General features: G+C 73.6%; 12 protein-coding genes. 6 read left to right on the top strand and 6 right to left on the bottom strand.

Annotation, left to right across the window (positions count from 1 at the left end; genetic code table 11):
* Positions 1-36: 36 nt before the first annotated feature.
* Positions 37-1,911 carry a glycoside hydrolase family 9 protein gene (locus tag ACZ7MF_RS13720; protein ID WP_471476832.1) on the bottom strand — a complete coding sequence of 625 codons (1,875 nt, stop codon included), beginning with the start codon at positions 1,909-1,911 and terminating at the stop codon, positions 37-39.
* A 136-nt stretch (positions 1,912-2,047) separates the two neighbouring features.
* On the opposite strand from ACZ7MF_RS13720, the gene ACZ7MF_RS13715 reads away from it, so the two are divergent.
* A complete protein-coding gene (locus ACZ7MF_RS13715; protein ID WP_471476830.1) occupies positions 2,048-3,265 on the top strand; it encodes an AAA family ATPase in 1,218 nt (405 codons plus the stop codon).
* Between the two features lie 164 nt (positions 3,266-3,429).
* Positions 3,430-4,920 (top strand): vWA domain-containing protein, encoded by a 1,491-nt coding sequence (locus ACZ7MF_RS13710; RefSeq protein WP_471477234.1) that lies wholly within the window; start codon positions 3,430-3,432, stop codon positions 4,918-4,920.
* Between the two features lie 42 nt (positions 4,921-4,962).
* Here the strand turns inward: ACZ7MF_RS13710 and ACZ7MF_RS13705 are convergent, their stop codons facing one another.
* Both ACZ7MF_RS13705 and ACZ7MF_RS13700 read right to left on the bottom strand, forming a co-directional pair.
* Complete coding sequence (locus ACZ7MF_RS13705; RefSeq protein ID WP_471476828.1) at positions 4,963-5,778, bottom strand: SAM-dependent methyltransferase; 816 nt, start codon at positions 5,776-5,778, stop codon at positions 4,963-4,965.
* 44 nt (positions 5,779-5,822) lie between these two features.
* Positions 5,823-6,698 carry a helix-turn-helix domain-containing protein gene (locus ACZ7MF_RS13700; RefSeq protein WP_471476826.1) on the bottom strand — a complete coding sequence of 292 codons (876 nt, stop codon included), beginning with the start codon at positions 6,696-6,698 and terminating at the stop codon, positions 5,823-5,825.
* 274 nt (positions 6,699-6,972) lie between these two features.
* Here ACZ7MF_RS13700 and ACZ7MF_RS13695 point away from each other — a divergent pair, with 274 nt between their 5' ends.
* From ACZ7MF_RS13695 to ACZ7MF_RS13685, 3 genes are all read left to right on the top strand, one after another.
* On the top strand, positions 6,973-7,446 hold the full coding sequence (locus ACZ7MF_RS13695) for a hypothetical protein (RefSeq protein ID WP_388519949.1): 474 nt from the start codon (positions 6,973-6,975) through the stop codon (positions 7,444-7,446).
* Positions 7,447-7,592: 146 nt separating this feature from the next.
* Positions 7,593-8,786, top strand: coding sequence for a glycoside hydrolase family 64 protein (locus tag ACZ7MF_RS13690; protein ID WP_471476824.1), 1,194 nt, complete (start codon positions 7,593-7,595; stop codon positions 8,784-8,786).
* 98 nt (positions 8,787-8,884) lie between these two features.
* Positions 8,885-9,742, top strand: a complete 858-nt coding sequence (locus tag ACZ7MF_RS13685; protein WP_471476822.1) for a glycoside hydrolase family 16 protein — start codon at positions 8,885-8,887, stop codon at positions 9,740-9,742.
* A gap of 86 nt (positions 9,743-9,828) precedes the next feature.
* Here ACZ7MF_RS13685 and ACZ7MF_RS13680 read toward each other — a convergent pair whose 3' ends face one another.
* From ACZ7MF_RS13680 to ACZ7MF_RS13670, 3 genes are all read right to left on the bottom strand, one after another.
* Positions 9,829-9,975: a hypothetical protein gene (locus tag ACZ7MF_RS13680; protein ID WP_109032326.1), complete on the bottom strand. Its 147-nt coding sequence runs from the start codon at positions 9,973-9,975 to the stop codon at positions 9,829-9,831.
* A gap of 390 nt (positions 9,976-10,365) precedes the next feature.
* Positions 10,366-13,140, bottom strand: coding sequence for a helix-turn-helix transcriptional regulator (locus ACZ7MF_RS13675; RefSeq protein ID WP_471476820.1), 2,775 nt, complete (start codon positions 13,138-13,140; stop codon positions 10,366-10,368).
* 54 nt (positions 13,141-13,194) lie between these two features.
* Positions 13,195-13,917 carry a sigma-70 family RNA polymerase sigma factor gene (locus ACZ7MF_RS13670; RefSeq protein WP_471476818.1) on the bottom strand — a complete coding sequence of 241 codons (723 nt, stop codon included), beginning with the start codon at positions 13,915-13,917 and terminating at the stop codon, positions 13,195-13,197.
* Between the two features lie 226 nt (positions 13,918-14,143).
* Here ACZ7MF_RS13670 and ACZ7MF_RS13665 point away from each other — a divergent pair, with 226 nt between their 5' ends.
* Positions 14,144-16,903, top strand: coding sequence for an AAA family ATPase (locus ACZ7MF_RS13665; protein WP_471476816.1), 2,760 nt, complete (start codon positions 14,144-14,146; stop codon positions 16,901-16,903).

Raw genomic sequence — 16,903 nt, 5'->3', positions numbered from 1 at the left:
TCGGACACGGACAACGGGCGGTGTCCCCCCTTCGCGTCAGGACCGCGCGACGGTGAGGGAGAGTGCGTACAGGGCCGTCGAGGTGAAGTCGTCGGCCGGTTCCACCGTCTGCCAGGCCCGCACGTCGTCGACATAGCCCGCGCCGTGACCGTCGTAGCGCGACCACGGCCCGCCCTCCGGGGCGAAGGAGCAGGGCCGGCTCCCGTCGAAGGCGTCCGGCTCCTTCAGCAGGTCCGCGTCGTTGGGCCCGTTGACGACGGCGCCGCGCAGGATGTCACCGCGGCCGGTGCGGCTCATGGCCAGGTTGGCGACCTGGTGCTGGAGGCAGTGCGGGTAGAGGTCGCCGGCGCCCACGACGAAGCTGGTGCCCCAGGCGTTGGCTCCGAAGACCCAGGCCCGCTGCTGCGCGGCGAAGTCGTCGTACCGGTGGTCGCCGGTCACGCGCGCGTACAGCTCGGCGGTCGCGAGCAGCCCGAAGGTGTTCGGTACCGCGTCGAAGTCGGTGGGTATGACGCCCGACCGGAAGGGGTCCTCGGCCGCGCGCTTTCTCCCCGTCTCCACCTGCCGCCTCAGGTCCGCCTCCAGGGCGCCCGCGAGGTCGGCGTCGGGGTCCGCCGAGGTGAGCACGCCGGTGTGGGCGAGGGCGCTGACGTCGCCGGGGCCGAGGGTGCCGCCGCGCTCCTCGCGCAGGGCCGCGCGGGCCCAGCCGACCGCCTCGCCGCGCCACCGCTGGGCTCGCGCGTCGCCCAGGGCGTCGGCGCCGCGGGAGAGTTCGACGGCGGCGTACTCCATGTCGTCGCGCCAGGAGTGCTCCTGGTAGTAGTCGGCGGGCACGGTGGTGACCAGTTTCCCGGCGTCCGGCCGGGTGTCCGCCTGTGCGTAGACGGCGGCCGCCTTGTCCAGCCACTCGCGGGCCTGGGCCGGATGGTCCTCGGCCCCGGTCTGCGCGGCGAGGGCGAAGGCCGCGGCCACCCGGCCCGCGAGGTTGGGGCTGAGGGGCTCGCCGGGCTCGTTGGCGCGGAAGACGGGCCGGTACTTGAGGAGGTAGTCCGGGTCCCCGGGTCGCGCGGTGAGCCGGTCGTCCTGCTCGGGCAGCCGCCACACGTCGTGGTCGCCGCGGACCTCCTGGCCGCCCGACCCGAGCCCCACCTGTGCGTAGAGCGTGCCCGTCTTCCCGTCCCACATCCGGTCCAGCCAGGCCAGACCGTGCCGTGCCTCCTCCCGCAGTCCGGGCACCGGCGGTGTGTCGCGGACGGTGCTCAGCATCTGTGCCACCACGTAGGACGTCGTGTGCGTGAACTTCAGGAAGTCGCCCGCGTCGAACCACCCGCCCGAGACGTCCACGGGACCGCCGACCTCGGCCGGCGGACCGGTGCCCGCCGGCTCGTAGACACGCGCCCGCTCGTCGGTCAGGTGCGAGGGCTCCCGCCCGGTCGCGTCCGCCAGTACGTCCTCGCCGTCCCGCTGGGTGCCGAAGAAGCGCACGCCGTCCGCGCGCAGCGGGTCCAGCAACCGTCCCGCCGGCGCCACCCGGAAGCGGACCTCGGGGTCACCGCCCGCGCCGACCAGACGCAGCCGGTAGGTGCCGGTGCGGCGCAGCGAGGAGAGGTCGATGGTGCGCACGGCGGTGTACGTGTCGTTCCAGCCGCCGAGGGAGGGCCCGAGGGTGCCCTGCCCGGCCGTGTCGCCGCGCTCGTCCAGGACCTCGAACCCGGCGTCCGCCAAGGTGTCCCGGTCGCCCATGACATAGGCGAACTTCTTCTCGCCGGCCACGTAACCGACCTGGTTGACGCGGATGGCCGCCGGCGCCTCGCCGCCGTCCCCGGAGCACGCGGTGAGGCAGCAGGCCGCCAGGACGGAAGCGGTCACGGCCGACACGGAGCGGGCCGACGGCGAGAGGAAGTGGTTCATGGCGCACAGTCTGGTCGATGGCACCACCGCGGCGCGGGCCGAGGTACCGACCGGGGGCACGGCGGGGAAGTGGACGTTTGTGCGGGATAGGCTCTGATCCGCCAGCCCACCCGGACCGCCACAGGAGGAGTCGGCCATGGGCCAGAAGGACCCGCAGGAGGCACCGGCCGCCCAGGACACGGCCGAGCGGCTCCGGGCGATCGGCGACGAGTTGTCGGACCGCTTCTACGAACGGGCCGACGTCGTACGGACGCTGCTGGTGACGCTGCTGGCCGGTCGGCACTCGCTGATACTCGGCCCGCCGGGAACCGCGAAGTCCGAGCTGGCCAGGGAACTGACGGGCCGGATCGTGGGGGCGTCCTACTGGGAGATCCTGCTGTCCAAGTTCACGGCGCCGACGAGGATGTTCGGGCCCGTCGACGTCGCCGCGCTGGCGCGCGGGGAGTACCGCCAGGTCTACGAAGGGCGCGCCACCACCGCACACGTCGCGTTCATCGACGAGATCTTCAAGTGCTCCACGGCGGCGCTGAACGAGACGCTGGGCTACCTCAACGAGCGGATCTACCACCCCGAGAGCGGCGGTGAGCCCGTCCGCTGCCCGCTCATCGGCGCCATCACGGCGAGCAACGAGCTGCCCGACGGCGAGGACTCGGCCGCGATCTACGACCGGCTTCTGGTGCGGATCGAGGTCACGTACCTGGAGGATCCGTCGAACTTCGCCGCTCTGGTGCGCTCCGCCGTCAGCCGCCCGGCCACGCCGAAGCGGACCACCGTGGACCTGGCCGCGTTGCGGCACGCCGTGGCCGAGGCCGTCCCCGCCGTGGAGGTGCCCGACGGGATCGTGGACGCCGTGTGCACGCTGCGGGCCGCCCTGCGCCGCAAGGAGCTGATCGCCTCCGACCGCCGCTGGCGACAGGCGGTGGGCCTGCTCCAGGCGTCCGCGTACCTCGACGGGCGTCCCTCGGTCACGGAGAGCGATCTGTCGGTGCTGACCCACGTGCTGTGGAACTCTCCCGCCGAACGCCCGACGGTCGAGCGTGAAGTACTGCACCTGGTCAATCCGGACGCCAAGGAGGCGCTCGACCTCGCCGACACCATCGAGGAGCTGGAGGCCCAGCTCGACGCGATGGCCGGGCAGTCCCGCGAGGCCCTGAGCGAGTGGGTCATCAAGAAGGCACACAACCAGCTGGCCATGGCGGGCAAGCGGCTGGAGAGACTGCGCGCGGAGGCGGTGGGCGCGGGCCGCTCCACCACCGCCATCGACCGGGTCACCGGCCGCCAGCGCGCCGTCCGCGCCCGGGTGCTCACCGAGGCCCTCGGCGTGGACGCGAGCACGGTCCAGGCCCAGCTCTGAGCACCGCGGCGGACGGCACCGTGGACGAGAACACGGACACGCACGGGGCCGGGACGGCGAGCCGGCTCGACGTGCTGGCGGACCGCGCCGGGACGTGGCTGGCCCGGTCGGGGGGCGCCCCCGCACGGCACACCGGGGCCGTGGCCGCGGACCGTTTCGACCGCATGGCCTGGCGCGACACCTACGAGCAGTCGCCCGCGCTGCGCGAGCTGGCCGACGAGCTGGGCGAGCACCACGCGCACACGGCCGACCTCCTCACCGACGTCTTCCTGGCGGCTTACAAGACCGCCCCGCGGCTGCGCGAGCCTGCCGAGCTGGAGCCCTCCCGGCTGGTCAACCACCGTCTCCTCGCGGCGCTGCTGGAGTCACCGGACTTCGCCGAGCTGCACCGGGAGACGGCCGGCGACCCGTACGCCGCGGCCATGGCCGTGCTCGTCCAGGGCAGCGCGCTGCGCCGGATGCTGGCGGACTCCCGGCCCGCCCGGGACCGGGACGAGCGGGCGGAGCGGGCCGGGCGGGAGGCCGAGGACGCCGCGGACGCCGTCGCCGAGGCGCTCCGGCAGGCCGCCGACGAGGCCGACGAGGACGGCACCGTGCCGGGACCGGCGGCCGACGCCGTACGACGGGCGGTCCAGGAGGCGGACGCCGCCGGGAGACGGGCCCATTCCGACGCGGCCCGGTCGCTCGCCGTGGCGGTTCCCGGCGTCCGTGCCGCCGCCCGCGGCGCGGTGGCGAAGTCGGCGGCGGCCGCGCGGGAGGAGACCGCACTCATGCGGGCCTGGGGTGTCGGTTCCGGCGAGCTGGAGCGGATGCCGTTCGAGGAACGCGCCCGGCTGGCCGAGCGGCTGCGCACCGGACGTCTCGCCCGGTGGGCCGAACTGATCGGCCGTTTCCGGCAGATGGCCGAGGGCGAACGCGCCCGCAAGGTGGAGAACGCCACCGGGGAGCTGATCGGGGTCACGCTCGGCGACGACCTCTCCCGGGTCATCCCGTCCGAGCTGGCCAATCTCGGACTGCCCGAACTGCGGGCGGTGTTCGCCGCACGCTACGCCGCCGGAGAGCTGATGCTCTACGACAGCCAGGGGGAACAGGCCACCGGCCGGGGCGCCGTCATCGCCTGCGTGGACACCTCGCACTCCATGTACGAGGCGGGGCCCGGCGGCATCACCCGGGAGGCCTGGGCGAAGGCGTGCGCGCTGGCCCTGCTGGACCAGGCCCGTCACGCGGGGCGGGACTTCGTCGGCATCGTGTTCTCCGCAGCCGACCGGCTCCAGGTCTTCCGGTTCCCGGCCGACCAACCCGCCGATCTCGCCCGTACCCTCGACTTCGCGGAGACCTTCCTCGGCGGCGGCACCAGTTACGAGCGGCCCCTGTCGGCGGCGGGCGAACTGCTCGAGGCGGAGTTCGACGACGCCGCCCGCACGCGCGGCGACATCGTGATGCTCACCGACGACGACTGCGGTGTCACCGAGGCGTGGATGCGGGGCTGGAACGAGGCCAAGCGCCGGCTGGGCTTCCGGGTCTTCGGCGTGGGCGTCGGCTCGCCGCGCGTCGCGGCGGCCGGCTCGGTCCTCGAGGCCCTGTGCGACAACCTCCGTTCCGTCGAGGACTTCACCGACGTCCACGCCGCCGCCGACCTGTTCCGCGTCATCTGAGCGGACCGCCCGGCTCGCCCGGCAGTCACGGCTTCGGGGCCGTCACGGCTTGCGGGCCACCGCCCCGTACATCGCGATGTCCTCGTCCCGGATGCCCTGCTCGCCGCTGCCGTCCGGATGCCACTTGTGGACCTGGACGATGCCCGGTGCGACCAGGTCCAGCCCGTCGAAGAACTCGTGCGCCTCGTCGATGGTCCGCAGCCGCATCGGCATGTCGCGCGCCGCGTACTCGCGCGCGACCCGGCCCACCTCCTCGGGGGCGAACTCGGCGGTGCCGATGGTCATGGCCAGGTAGCTTCCCGCGGGCAGGGGCTCCAGGAGGCGGCGGACGATGCCGACCGCGTCGTCCTCGTCCAGGACGAAGTGGACGATCGCGATCACCGTGAGCGCGACGGGCCTGCCCAGGTCCAGTGTCCTGCGGAACTCGTCGGATTCGAGGACGGCTTCGGGACGCTGGAAGTCCGCCTCGATGTACGTCGTCCGGCCCTCGGGCGTACTGGACAGCAGCCCCTGGGACAGGGTGAGGACGATGGGGTCGTTGTCCACGTAGACCACGCGTGACTCGGGGGCCACCGACTGCGCTATCTCGTGCAGGTTGGGCGAGGTGGGGATGCCGGTGCCGATGTCGAGGAACTGGCGGATCCCCGCCTCCTCGGCCAGCCATCGCACCGCGCGGTTCATCCAGTCCCGGTTGGCGCGCATGTGGACGGGCAGGGCGGGCCATTCCCCGGCCATCGCGTCGCCCGCCTCGCGGTCGGCGGGGTAGTAGTCCTTCCCTCCCAGGATGTAGTCGTAGATCCGGGCCGAGTGCGCGTGCTCGGTGTCGATCCGGTCGGCCGGCCATCCGCTGTCGGACATCGTTCGCCTTTCTCCGTGGGGTTGTGCGGTACGAGGGGAAGTCCTCACAGCTCCTTGCGCAGCGCGCCGAGGAGTTCCTCGGTGCCTCGGGCCGGCACCGCCTGGGCGCCCAGGCGGTCCAGGGCCTCGCGGTAGACCACCACGTCGTCGCCCTTGTCCAGGTAGACGGCGCCCACGAGGCCGCCGAGGTAGACGATGTCGGGAAGTTCGGGGGCCCGGAACCGGAAGAGGTCGAACGCGCCGGCCCGCATGGCGGGGTGCGGGCCCGCGGCGAACGGCATGATCTGGAGTGTCACGTGGGGCAGCCTGCCCACCTCGATCAGATGGTCCACCTGCTGCCGCATCACCTCGGCGCCTCCGACCGGCCAGCGCAGGGCCGTTTCGTCCATCACGACCCACAGGCGGGGCGGACTGGTGCGGGTGAGGATCTCCTGGCGCCGCATGCGCAGGGCCACCCGCCGCTCGGTGTCGACCGAGGAGGCGTGCGGGTTGCCGGCGCTCAGCAGGGCCCGCGCGTAGGCCGGGGTCTGCAGCAGGCCGTGCACGAAACCGGCCTCGTAGGCGCGGATGTGCAGGGCCGCCTGTTCCAGGCTCAGGTACGCCGCGAACCAGTCCGGCATGACGTCGCGGTAGGTGTGCCACCAGCCGCGCTTGTTCGCCTCCCGCGCCGACTTCAGGAAGGTGTCGATCTCCTGCTGGTCGCGGACACCGTAGATCTGGAGCAGCTTCTCGACGTCCGGGAGGCGCAGCCGGGCCACCTTCGCCGCCTCGAGCCGGCGGATCGTGGAGTGGCTCACGCCGATCGCCTCGCCGGCCTGCTCGAAGGTGAGACCGGCGCGGGTGCGCAGCTCCTCCAGCTGTCTGCCGAGGATCATCCGCAGCACGGAGGGTGCTCCGCCCCAGTCGGTCTCCGCGGTCACACCGTCTCCCCTTCGCCGTCCCGCGCCCGGGCCCGGACACGCCAGTCTGTCACGGGCTCCGCCCCGCCGCAGGAGCATGCCTCCGGTCCGCTGCAAATTTCAACTTGCTGGTTGCGCAGGGTTGTTGACGGATGACACAGTGGCTTCACCGCCCCCTGCGCTTCCCGACCCCTCACACCAGGACCGTCCTGCTGGAGACCCGTCCCCCACCCATGGGGCGATCTCGCCTGACAACGTTCTCCTGCCGTCCGTCGCGGCCAAAGGACCACCCCCCATGGACCTGCAGCACACCCGTGATCCACGTCCGTCCGCAGCCACCGTCCGTGACCGCCCGTGCTCGTCCGGCGCCGCGGCCCGCCCGCCCCGCCGACGGCGTCCGGGCCCGGCCCCGCTCAGCCTTCCCGCCGGACTCCGCGCCGACCTGGGGCACGACGCCGTGGGCACCTCCGCGTCACACGGCGAACGCATCCTGGCACGTCTTCCGCGTGCGGGCTGCGTGTTCGCCGACGAGGGGCGCTGGTGGTGGATCGTGCCCTCCGGATCCGACATCGGGATCGCGTGGCCGTCCGGCACCCACTACGTCGTCGGCGACCCGTCCTGGACCCGGCCGCGGCCCGGCGGCCGCCCGGCCGGGCCGCGCCTGGTCCACGGCCCCGACGGCGACTCGCCCTACACCGCGCCCCTTCCGCTGTACTTCCTGGTCTGCGGGCTCGCCGGAGTGGCGCCGCGCTGGTCCCTCGCGCCCTGAGTAATTAATAGCGGACATGTCAATGAGCGCACCCCGCTTCACCTTCCGAACCTGGAGCGCCTTCTTCCGATTGATCTCGTTCAACTAGTTGACATGCACAGGGAAGGACTACAACGCTGCAAGTCCCCCACACCAAGGAGGACCGTGTGCTTTCCCCACGCAAGCTGACGGCGTCCCTGGCCGTCGCGGCGTCGATCGGCGCCGTGGCCGTCGTCGTCGGGCCGGCCGAACCGGCGTCGGCGGTGCCGGACACCATCCCGCTCACCCTGAAGAACGACTCCGGCAGTGCCGAACAGGTCTACGTCTACGTGATCGGCACCGAACTCGCCTCGGGGCAACAGGGATACGCCGACGAGAGCGGCGCCTTCCACGCCTGGCCGGCCGGTGGCGCGCCGCCCGTCCCGGCGCCCGACGCCTCGTTCGAGGGGCCCGCAAACGGCGGGTCAAAGACCGTTCAGCTTCCGAAGTTCTCGGGCCGGGTCTACTTCTCGTACGGCCAGAAGCTCGACTTCCGGCTCGCCGACGGCGGCCTCGTGCAGCCCGCCGTCCAGAACGCCGCCGACCCCAACCACGACACGCTGTTCAACTGGACCGAGTACACGCTCAACGACTCCGGGCTGTGGATCAACTCCACCCAGGTGGACATGTTCTCGGCCCCCTACTCCGTCGGCCTGACGGCGGGCGACGGCTCCACGAAGCAGACCGGTTCGCTGAAGCCCGGCGGGTACAAGGCGGTCGCCGACGGTCTCACCCAGCAGGGCGGCGGCTGGCAGGGGCTGGTCCAGACGCGGAGCGACGGCTCGCCGCTGCGCGTCCTGGCCCCCGGGCACGGCATCGGCTCCGGCGACCTGCCCGCCGGCGTGATGGACGACTACATCGACCGGGTCTGGAGCAAGTACGCCTCCGAGACGCTGACGGTGACGCCGTTCAAGGAGCAGCCGGACACGAAGTACTTCGGCAAGGTGAACGGCGGCAAGATGGACTTCACCGACGGCAGCGGCGCGGTGGTGACCTCCTTCGAGAAGCCGGACTCCGACTCGGTCTTCGGCTGCTACAACAAGCTCGACGCCCCCAACGACCAGGTGCGCGGCCCCATTTCGCGGACACTGTGCGCCGCGTACAACCGCTCCACGCTGCTCACCAACTCCCAGCAGCCCGACGCCGACGCCTCCGGCTTCTACCAGGACGACGTCACCAACCACTACGCCCGCCTCGTCCACGCCCAGATGCGCGACGGCCAGGCGTACGCCTTCGCCTTCGACGACGTCGGCAACCACGAGTCGCTGGTGCACGACGGCGACCCCAAGGACGCGGCGATCACGCTGGAGTCCTTCGACTGACCGGGCCGGCCCCACCCGCGCCCGAACCGACGCACCACCATCCCCCCACCCCGCGCCCGCTCCCGCCCCGTGGGAGCGGGCCCACGAAAGGGAGAGACATGGCCTCCCCACGACTGCTCCGCAGTTGCCTGCTCGCCACCCTGTCCGCCACCCTGGTCGCGGCCGCCGCGGTGACACCCGCCCAGGCGGAGCGCGGTCCGGAGACCGCCGCGGCGGTGACGTTCTCCGACACCTTCGACGGACCCGCCGGATCCGGCGTCGACACCTCCAAGTGGCAGCTCGAAACCGGCGACAACGTCAACAACCACGAGCGGCAGTACTACACGCCCGGCACCGACAACGCGAAGCTCGACGGCCAGGGCAATCTGGTCATCGAGGCCCGGCGCGAGAACCCGGGCAACTACCAGTGCTGGTACGGCACCTGCGAGTACACCTCGGCGCGGCTGAACACCTCCGGCAGGTTCACCGCGACCTACGGCCACGTCGAGGCCCGGATGAAGATCCCGCGCGGGCAGGGCATCTGGCCCGCGTTCTGGATGCTCGGCCAGGACATCGGCGAGGTCGGCTGGCCCAACTCGGGCGAGATCGACGTCATGGAGAACGTCGGCTTCGAGCCGTCCACGGTCCACGGCACCATCCACGGCCCCGGCTACTCCGGCTCGGGCGGCATCGGCGCGGCCTACACGCTGCCGAACGGCGAGGCGTTCGCCGACGCCTTCCACACCTTCGCGGTGGACTGGGCGCCGGACAGGATCACCTGGTCGGTCGACGGCAACGTCTACCAGACCCGTACGCCGGCCGACCTGGGCGGCAAGGACTGGGTCTTCGACAAGCCGTTCTTCCTCATCCTGAACCTCGCGGTCGGCGGCTACTGGCCCGGCGACCCCGACGGCTCGACCACCTTCCCGCAGCAACTGGTGGTCGACGAGGTGAAGGTGACCACGAGCGACGGCTGAGCCCCGCCGTCCCGGGCCGCGCCCGGAACCCGAGGCGGACCGCGGCCTCCCCCGGTCCGCCTCCCGTTCGGCCGGCCCGACTCCGGTCAGGGGGACGTCGTCCGGGCGATGTCCGCGGCCGGGGCGTCCTCGTCCGGGGCCGCCGGGGGCGGAAAGATCAGATCCTCGAGCGCGTCCGCGGCGAAGAGGAAGGCCATCATCACGACTGGGAGAAGCAGCGCGAGCAGAATCACAGGACCTCCCGGTGGGTCGGTCTGTGGGCTTCGTGGCCCGGCTTCAAGGATGGGCCCGAATGGCTGAACCCGCACGGCGGGAGCCGACGGAGCCGGTACGCCGCGGGCGACGCCGGCCGCTCCTGCGGACAGGCCCTGGGGGTGTCGTCCGGATCAGGCCGGCTCCGGGAGACGGTGCCTTGTGGCCGACCCGAGCGGGGGCGATGGGGGCCCCTCCCGCGCGAGCGAAGCCGAGCGTGGGGGAGCGTGCAGCTGCAAGGCGGAGGAGGGCGACAGGGCGGAGCCCTGGCAACCGACGACAACGCCGCTGGGGGTACCTCCCACGCCTTTGGGGCAGTGGGGGAGTGCGTGCCAGACCCCGCGACCCCGGCAAGATCCAAACGACACCCCCTAAGCGGGAGCGGTGGTCGCGGGTCTGTCGGTGAGGGTGGTGCGCAGCTGGCGGCGGGAGGTGATGCCGAGCTTGGCGAACACCTTGCGCAGGTGCCATTCCACGGTGTGCGGGCTGAGGAACAGCTGGGCCCCGATCTCGGCGTTGGTGTACCCGTCCCGGGCCAGCCGGGCGATCTGCGCCTCCTGAGCGGTGAGCGCCTCGGGCGTGGCAGCGGTGCGCCGCCTGGCCACCGTTTCGCCGGTGGCCTTCAGCTCGCGCAGGGTGCGTTCGGTGAAGACGGCGGCGCCGATCCGGGTGAACATGCCGTGGGCCCGCTTCAGCTGCTCGCGGGCGTAGGCGCGGCGGTTCTCCCGGCGCAGCCACTCGCCGTACAGCAGGTGCGCCCGAGCCAGCTCCACCCGTACGCGGGTGCGGCCGAGCCGCTCGATCGCCTCGCGGTACAGCTCCTCGGCGGCGTCTCCCTCGGCGAGCAGGGCACGGGAGCGGGCCTGGACACCCAGGGCCCAGTCGGTGCCGGCGGCGCGGGTCGTCGCGGCAAGCCGGTCCAGCGCGGCGCCGGCCGCCTCGCGGTCGCCGGTGCGGGCCGCGGCCTCGACCAGCTCGGTCAGGCCCCAGTTGCCCGCGACCAGGTCGTCCGGGTACTCGCTCGCCCGACGCGCCGCCTCGAACGCCCGTTCGTATTCGCTCCGGCCGTTGCAGAGCAGGGCCCTGGCCCGCTGTGCGATGGCGACACCGATCCCCTCACCGCGCGTGACGGCCCCCTCCAGGCCCTCCCTGATCAGCGCGTCCGCCGCGTCCCCGCCGTCCCGCAGGGCGGCGAGCACCAGCGCGCCGTAGGGCGTGAGGCTGCCTCCCGCCGCGTCCTGCACCGCCGGGATCTCCGCGACGAGCGAGGCCGCCGCGTCCAGGTCCCCGAAGCAGGTGTGCACGACGACCTGCGAGTTGAGTGCGAGGGGCAGTTCACTCAGCGCTCCGACGGCGCGGGCGGTCCGCACGTGGCGTGCGGCCAGTGCCTCCCAGCCCTCGTCGTCCCAGGTCTCGGCGGCGAGCGCCGACGTGAGCCACGACCGGCGCAGCACCTCCTCCGCGTCGTCGCTCGCGCGCAGCGCCCGCACCGCTTCGTGCGCGGCCGGGACGGCGTCGCCGTATCCGGCCGCGAACCGGAGCATCAGGGCGTCCAGCAGCAGTCCGGCGGCGTCCCGGGGCCGCGCCGCGGGCAGGGCCTCGCGCGCGGTGCGGGCGACCTTCCGCGCGTCGCAGTCACCGGCGAGGCGGCCGGCGAACATCGCCGCGGAGAGGGCGTCCAGGAAGGTCGCGCGGGCGAGCCCGGCGTCGAGCGGCACGAGGCGCTCCGCGGCGGCCAGCAGCAGGGGGGCGGCTCCCCCGCCCCCGCTCGACGCGAAGGCGGTCCGGGCGTGGAGGAGGTCCACGCGCGCGTCGGTGAGCTCGTCCAGCGTTTCCCGTTCGGCGACGGCCAGCAGGTCGCGGGCGTCCGCCGGGGCTCCGGCCCGCAGTTTCGCCTCGGCGGCGGTGACGGCGCGTACGGCCTTGCGCCGCGGCTCGGGGGTGAGCACGGCCGCGCGCGCGAGGAAGGCCGCCTCGGCCGCCGCGCCGCCGCGCGCCCGCGCCCGCCCCGCCGACGACTCCAGTTCGGCGGCGATCGCCTCGTCCGGCCGCATCGTCGCGCGCGCCAGGTGCCAGGCTCGGCGGTCGGGGTCGCGGACGGGGTCGGTCACCTCCGCCAGCACCCGGTGGGCCTCGCGCCGCTCCGCGAGCCCGGCGGACCGGTAGACGGCCGAGCGCAGGAGGGGGTGCCGGAACCGGACCAGGGCGCCGATGTCGATCAGTTCGGCGGCTACGGCGGGGCCGGCCGCGCCGGGATCGATGCCGAGCCGGTCCACCGCGCGCCAGAGCAGCGTCACGTCACCGATCGGTTCGGCGGCGGCGGTCAGCAGCAGCCGCCGTGTCGCGGGCGGAAGGGACGTGACCCGCCCGAGGAAGCTGCGTTCGATGCGCCCGGGCACCGGTCCGGGGTCGGGCAGCCCGAACCCGTCGACCGGCCCGGTCGCGACCAGGCCGTGGGGCAGTTCCAGCAGGGCGAGGGGGTTGCCGCGCGCCTCGCCGAGGATGCGGTCGCGGACCCGCTCGTCCATGGAACCGCGCACCGCCGAGTCCAGGAGCGCGCGGGCGTCGGCGTCGCCCAGGCCTTCGACGGCGAGTTCGGGCAGGCCCGCCAGGTCACCCCGGCCCCTCGGTTCCCGCGAGGCGAAGACCAGCGCGAGCGGTTCGGCGTACATCCGCCGCGCGACGAAGGCCAGAGTCTGCGCGGAGGCCCGGTCGAGCCACTGGGCGTCGTCCACAAGACAGAACAGCGGCTGCTCGGCGGCCGCGTCGGCCAGCAGGCTGAGCACCGCGAGGCCGACCAGGAAGCGGTCCGGCGGGGGTCCGGCACTCAGTCCGAACGCCGTGGCGACGGCCTCGCCCTGCGGCTTCGGAAGGCGGTCGATCCGGCCCAGGAAGGCGGCGCACAGTTGGTGCAGGCCCGCGAAGGGCAGCTCCATCTCGGACTCGGCGCCCGTCGCCCGGGCCACGCGGTGGCCGGCGGCCCGGTCCGCGAGGTGGTCCAGAAGTGCGGTCTTCCCGATGCCTGCCTCGCCCCGCAGCACCAGTGCCGCGCTCTGTCCGGACTCCACATCGGCCGCGAGCCGATCGAGCGTCTCCAACTCGCCGCGCCGGCCGCGCAACCGCCTGAGCCGAGCCTCACTCACCATGAGCACCGCACACGGCGAGCATATCAAGCCGTCATCCGGCTGAATCCGGGCTTGTCAGGGTGTGCACGGGGCCGTCGGGTGCGCACCGGGTGCCACGGAGGACGACGGCTGCCCTCCGTCCGTGAGGACGTCTTCCAGTCGTGCGAGGTCACCGAACCGGGCCGCCCCGAGGAACGCCTGGACGAGCCGGCGGTGCTCGACGGAGTCCACCGGCCGCTTGCGGCGGTCCGCGTCGAGGCGGTCCTGGGCGCGGCTGACCTGCTGCCTGGCGTTGACGACGCTGATGCCGAGCAGCTCGGCGATCCGGGCGTAGGGGTAGCCGAACCCTTCCCGCAGGACGTAGGCCGTGCGCTGTCTCGGAGTCAGCGTCTCCAGCAGCAGGTAGACGGCCCGCTCGACGGTGTCCTGGCGTTCGGCCATCGCCTCCGGGGTCGTCCGGTCGTCCGCCGGTTCGGGCAGCCAGGGGCCGGCGCTGGATTCCCGGCGCCTGCGGGCGGACTGGAGAACGTTGACGGCCAGCCGCACGGTCGTGGTCCGCAGCAGCGCGGACGGGTTGAGGACGACCGTTCGGTCGGTTCCCTGCCAGCGGACCCAGGTCTCCTGCAGGACGTCCTCGGCCTCCTCCGCGTCGCCGAGGATACGGCCGGCGACCTTCAGGAGTTGGGGCCTGGCCCGGGTGAACACCGACACGGCCTCACCCAGCGCGTCGCTCCCCGGGCCGGCCGGGGAACGGAGCGCCTCCGGGTCACGCCCGGTTTGGGTCAGTCGGTGGTTCACGGCCGGCTCCTCTCGGTGGTTCGGCCGCCCCGGAAGGGCGGCTGACTCCAACGTCGCGCCCGGGGGTGTCCGATCGCGCCCCGGGGAAGCCGTAGCCGTGCGCGTAGTGTCCGGTCACGGGTGCGTGGCCGGGGAGCGCGCGGACGCCGATGCGCCCCGCGAGCCTTCGATAGGATTTGATGTCTGAGACCTCATATGTCGGCACTCGACGGCGAAGGCGGACACCGTGGCCCACCCCACTCCGTTGCGCGGCCGGCGACGCGAGTCGGCGGAGCTGGACGCGCTGGTGAGCCGGGCCCGCGCGGGCCGCAGCGGCGCGCTGGTGGTCTCCGGGGAGGCGGGCGTCGGCAAGACCGCGCTCCTGGACGTGATGGCGGCCCGCGCCGCGGACCATGCCCGCGTCGAACGCATCGTCGCGCAGCAGTCCGAGATGGAGCTGGCCTACGCCGGTCTGCACCAGCTGTGCGGGCACATGATGGGCTCGGCGGGTGTGCTGCCCGCCCCGCAGCGCGAGGCGATCGAGGCCGCGTTCGGTCTGCGCCCGGCCTCCGCGCCCAGCCCGTTCCTGGTGGGGCTCGCGCTGCTCGGGCTGCTCACGGAGACGGCGGGCGACCAGGCGCTGCTCTGTGTGGTCGACGACGCGCAATGGCTGGACGAGGCGTCGGCGCGCGCGGTCGCGTTCGCCGCCCGGCGTCTGGACGCGGAGGGTGTCGTCCTCGTGCTCTCCATGCGACGGGTCGACGAGGTGTTCGCGGGACTGCCCCAGCTGGTCGTCGAAGGGCTGGCGCACGGTGACGCGTCCGATCTCCTGCGCCTGTCGGCTCCCGGCGGTCTCGACCGGCGGGTGCGCGACCAGCTGATCGCCGAGGCGCGGGGCAACCCCCTGGCGCTGCGGGAACTCCCCCGGGCGCTGAGCCCGGCCGAGATCGCCGGCGGGTTCGCGCTGACCGGTTCGATGCCGCTGGAGCACCGCATCGAGCAGAGCCTGCTCGTGCAGCTCGAGCCGCTGCCCCCAGCCGCACGCCTGCTCCTGCTGCTGGCCGCCGCGGATCCGACCGGCGATCCCGGGCTGCTGTGGCGGGCGAGCGCGGCACTGGGACTGGGACCTGACGCCTTCGACGCCGCCAAGGACGCCGACGCGCTCGTCGTCGGTACCCGCGTCGGCTTCCGCCACCCCCTCGTGCGCTCCGCGGTGTACCGGGCCGCGTCCCCGGAGGAGCGGCGGCGGGTCCACGCCGCTCTGGCGGACGTCACCGGCGCCGACCAGGACCCCGACCGCCGGGCGTGGCATCTGGCCGGCGCGACGCTGCGCCCGGACGAGGAGGTCGCCGCGGACCTCGAGCGCTCCGCGGTGCGGGCCCGCACCCGGGGCGGGGCGGCCGCCGCGGGCGCGTTCCTGGAGCGGGCCGCGGAACTGACGCCCGCGCCCGTCGACCGCGGCCGGCGGCTGATCGCGGCGGCCGGGGCGAAGCACGACGCGGGGGCACCCGCGGCGGCCCTGCGCCTGCTCGACACCGCCCGGGGCCTCCCCCTGACCGCGTTGCAGGAGGCGCTGGTGGCCCGGCTGCGCGCCCGCGCCGGATACGCGCTGCGCCGCGACAGCAGCGGGGCGCCGCTCCTCCTCGCGGCGGCGCAGGGGCTGGAGGGTCTGGACCGGGCCCTCGCCCGTGACACCTACATCGAGGCGCTGGCGGCCGCGATCTACGGCGGCCGGCTCGGTGACGCCGAGCAGGTGGCCGCCGTGTCGAACGCCATCCTGGAGGCGACCGACGCCGAGGAGTCCAAGAGCGCGCGCGACCTGATCCTGCGCGGCCAGGCGCTGCTCGCCGCCAAGGGGCAGGAGGCGGCGCTCGACACCCTGCGCCGGGCGCAGCGCGCCTTCCTCGACCAGGCCCCCGACTCGCTCGGCGCGCACTGGATGTGGTTCGCCTCGCGCGCGGCCCAGGATCTGTGGGACGCCCACGCGCTGCGCGCCCTCGCCGACCGGCAGGTGGAGCTGGCCCGCGCGGGCGGCATCGTGACGGTGCTGCCGATCGCGCTGAGCCTGCTGATGCTGGCGCAGACGGTCGACGGCGACCTGGACGCGGCCGAGGCCTCCTGCGACGAGATCGACGCCATCAAGGACGTCACCGGCAATCCGCTGCCGCAGTACGGCCGGCTCTTCCTCGCCGCCTACCGTGGACACGCCGAGGAGGCGGAGCGCTGGGCGGCGCGGATCCGCACCGACGCGCACGCCCGGGGCGAGGGGTACGGGCTGAGCGCGGTCAACTTCTCGGAGGCCATCCTCTACAACGGGCTGGGGCGGTTCACCGAGGCGGTGGCCTCCGGCAGCCGTGAACTGCCGTACACGCACGAACTGAACCATGCGATGCGCACCCTGCTCGAACTCGTGGAGGCGGCCACGCACACCGGAGACACCTCGCTCGCGGAGCACGCGTTCGAGAAGCTGGCGGGCGTCACCCGGCCGGTGGGGACGAACTGGGCGTCCGCCGTCCTGGCCATGGCGGAGGCGCAGCTGCGGGAGGGCGACGCGGCCGGGGCGCTCTACGAGGACGCGATCGAACGCTTCACCTGCGAGCGGATCCCGGTCATGGTCGGCCGCTGCCACCTGCTGTACGGCGAGTCACTGGGCCGGCGGGGCCTGCATGCCGAGGCGCGCGAGCACCTGCGGTCCGCGCACACGGTGCTCACGGAGTGCGGCCTGGACGGCTTCGCCCGGCGCGCGGCGGAGCAGCTGCGGGCGAGCGGGGAGACCCTGCGCGTGCCGGTGCGGGGGTCGGCGGCGCAGCTGACCAACCAGGAACTCAATGTGGCCCGGCTCGCGCGCGAGGGGCTGACGAACCGGGACATCGGTGCCCGGTTGTTCATCAGCGCGCACACCGCCGAGTACCACCTGCGCAAGGTCTTCACCAAGCTCGGCATCAAGCGGCGCACCGAGCTGAGGACGGCGCTCGCCGAGCTGGACCGGTCGGTCCCGAGGCCCTGA

This window comes from Streptomyces sp. NPDC111628 (genome assembly GCF_055635195.1).
This window is presented reverse-complemented; position numbering and strand designations above follow the sequence as displayed.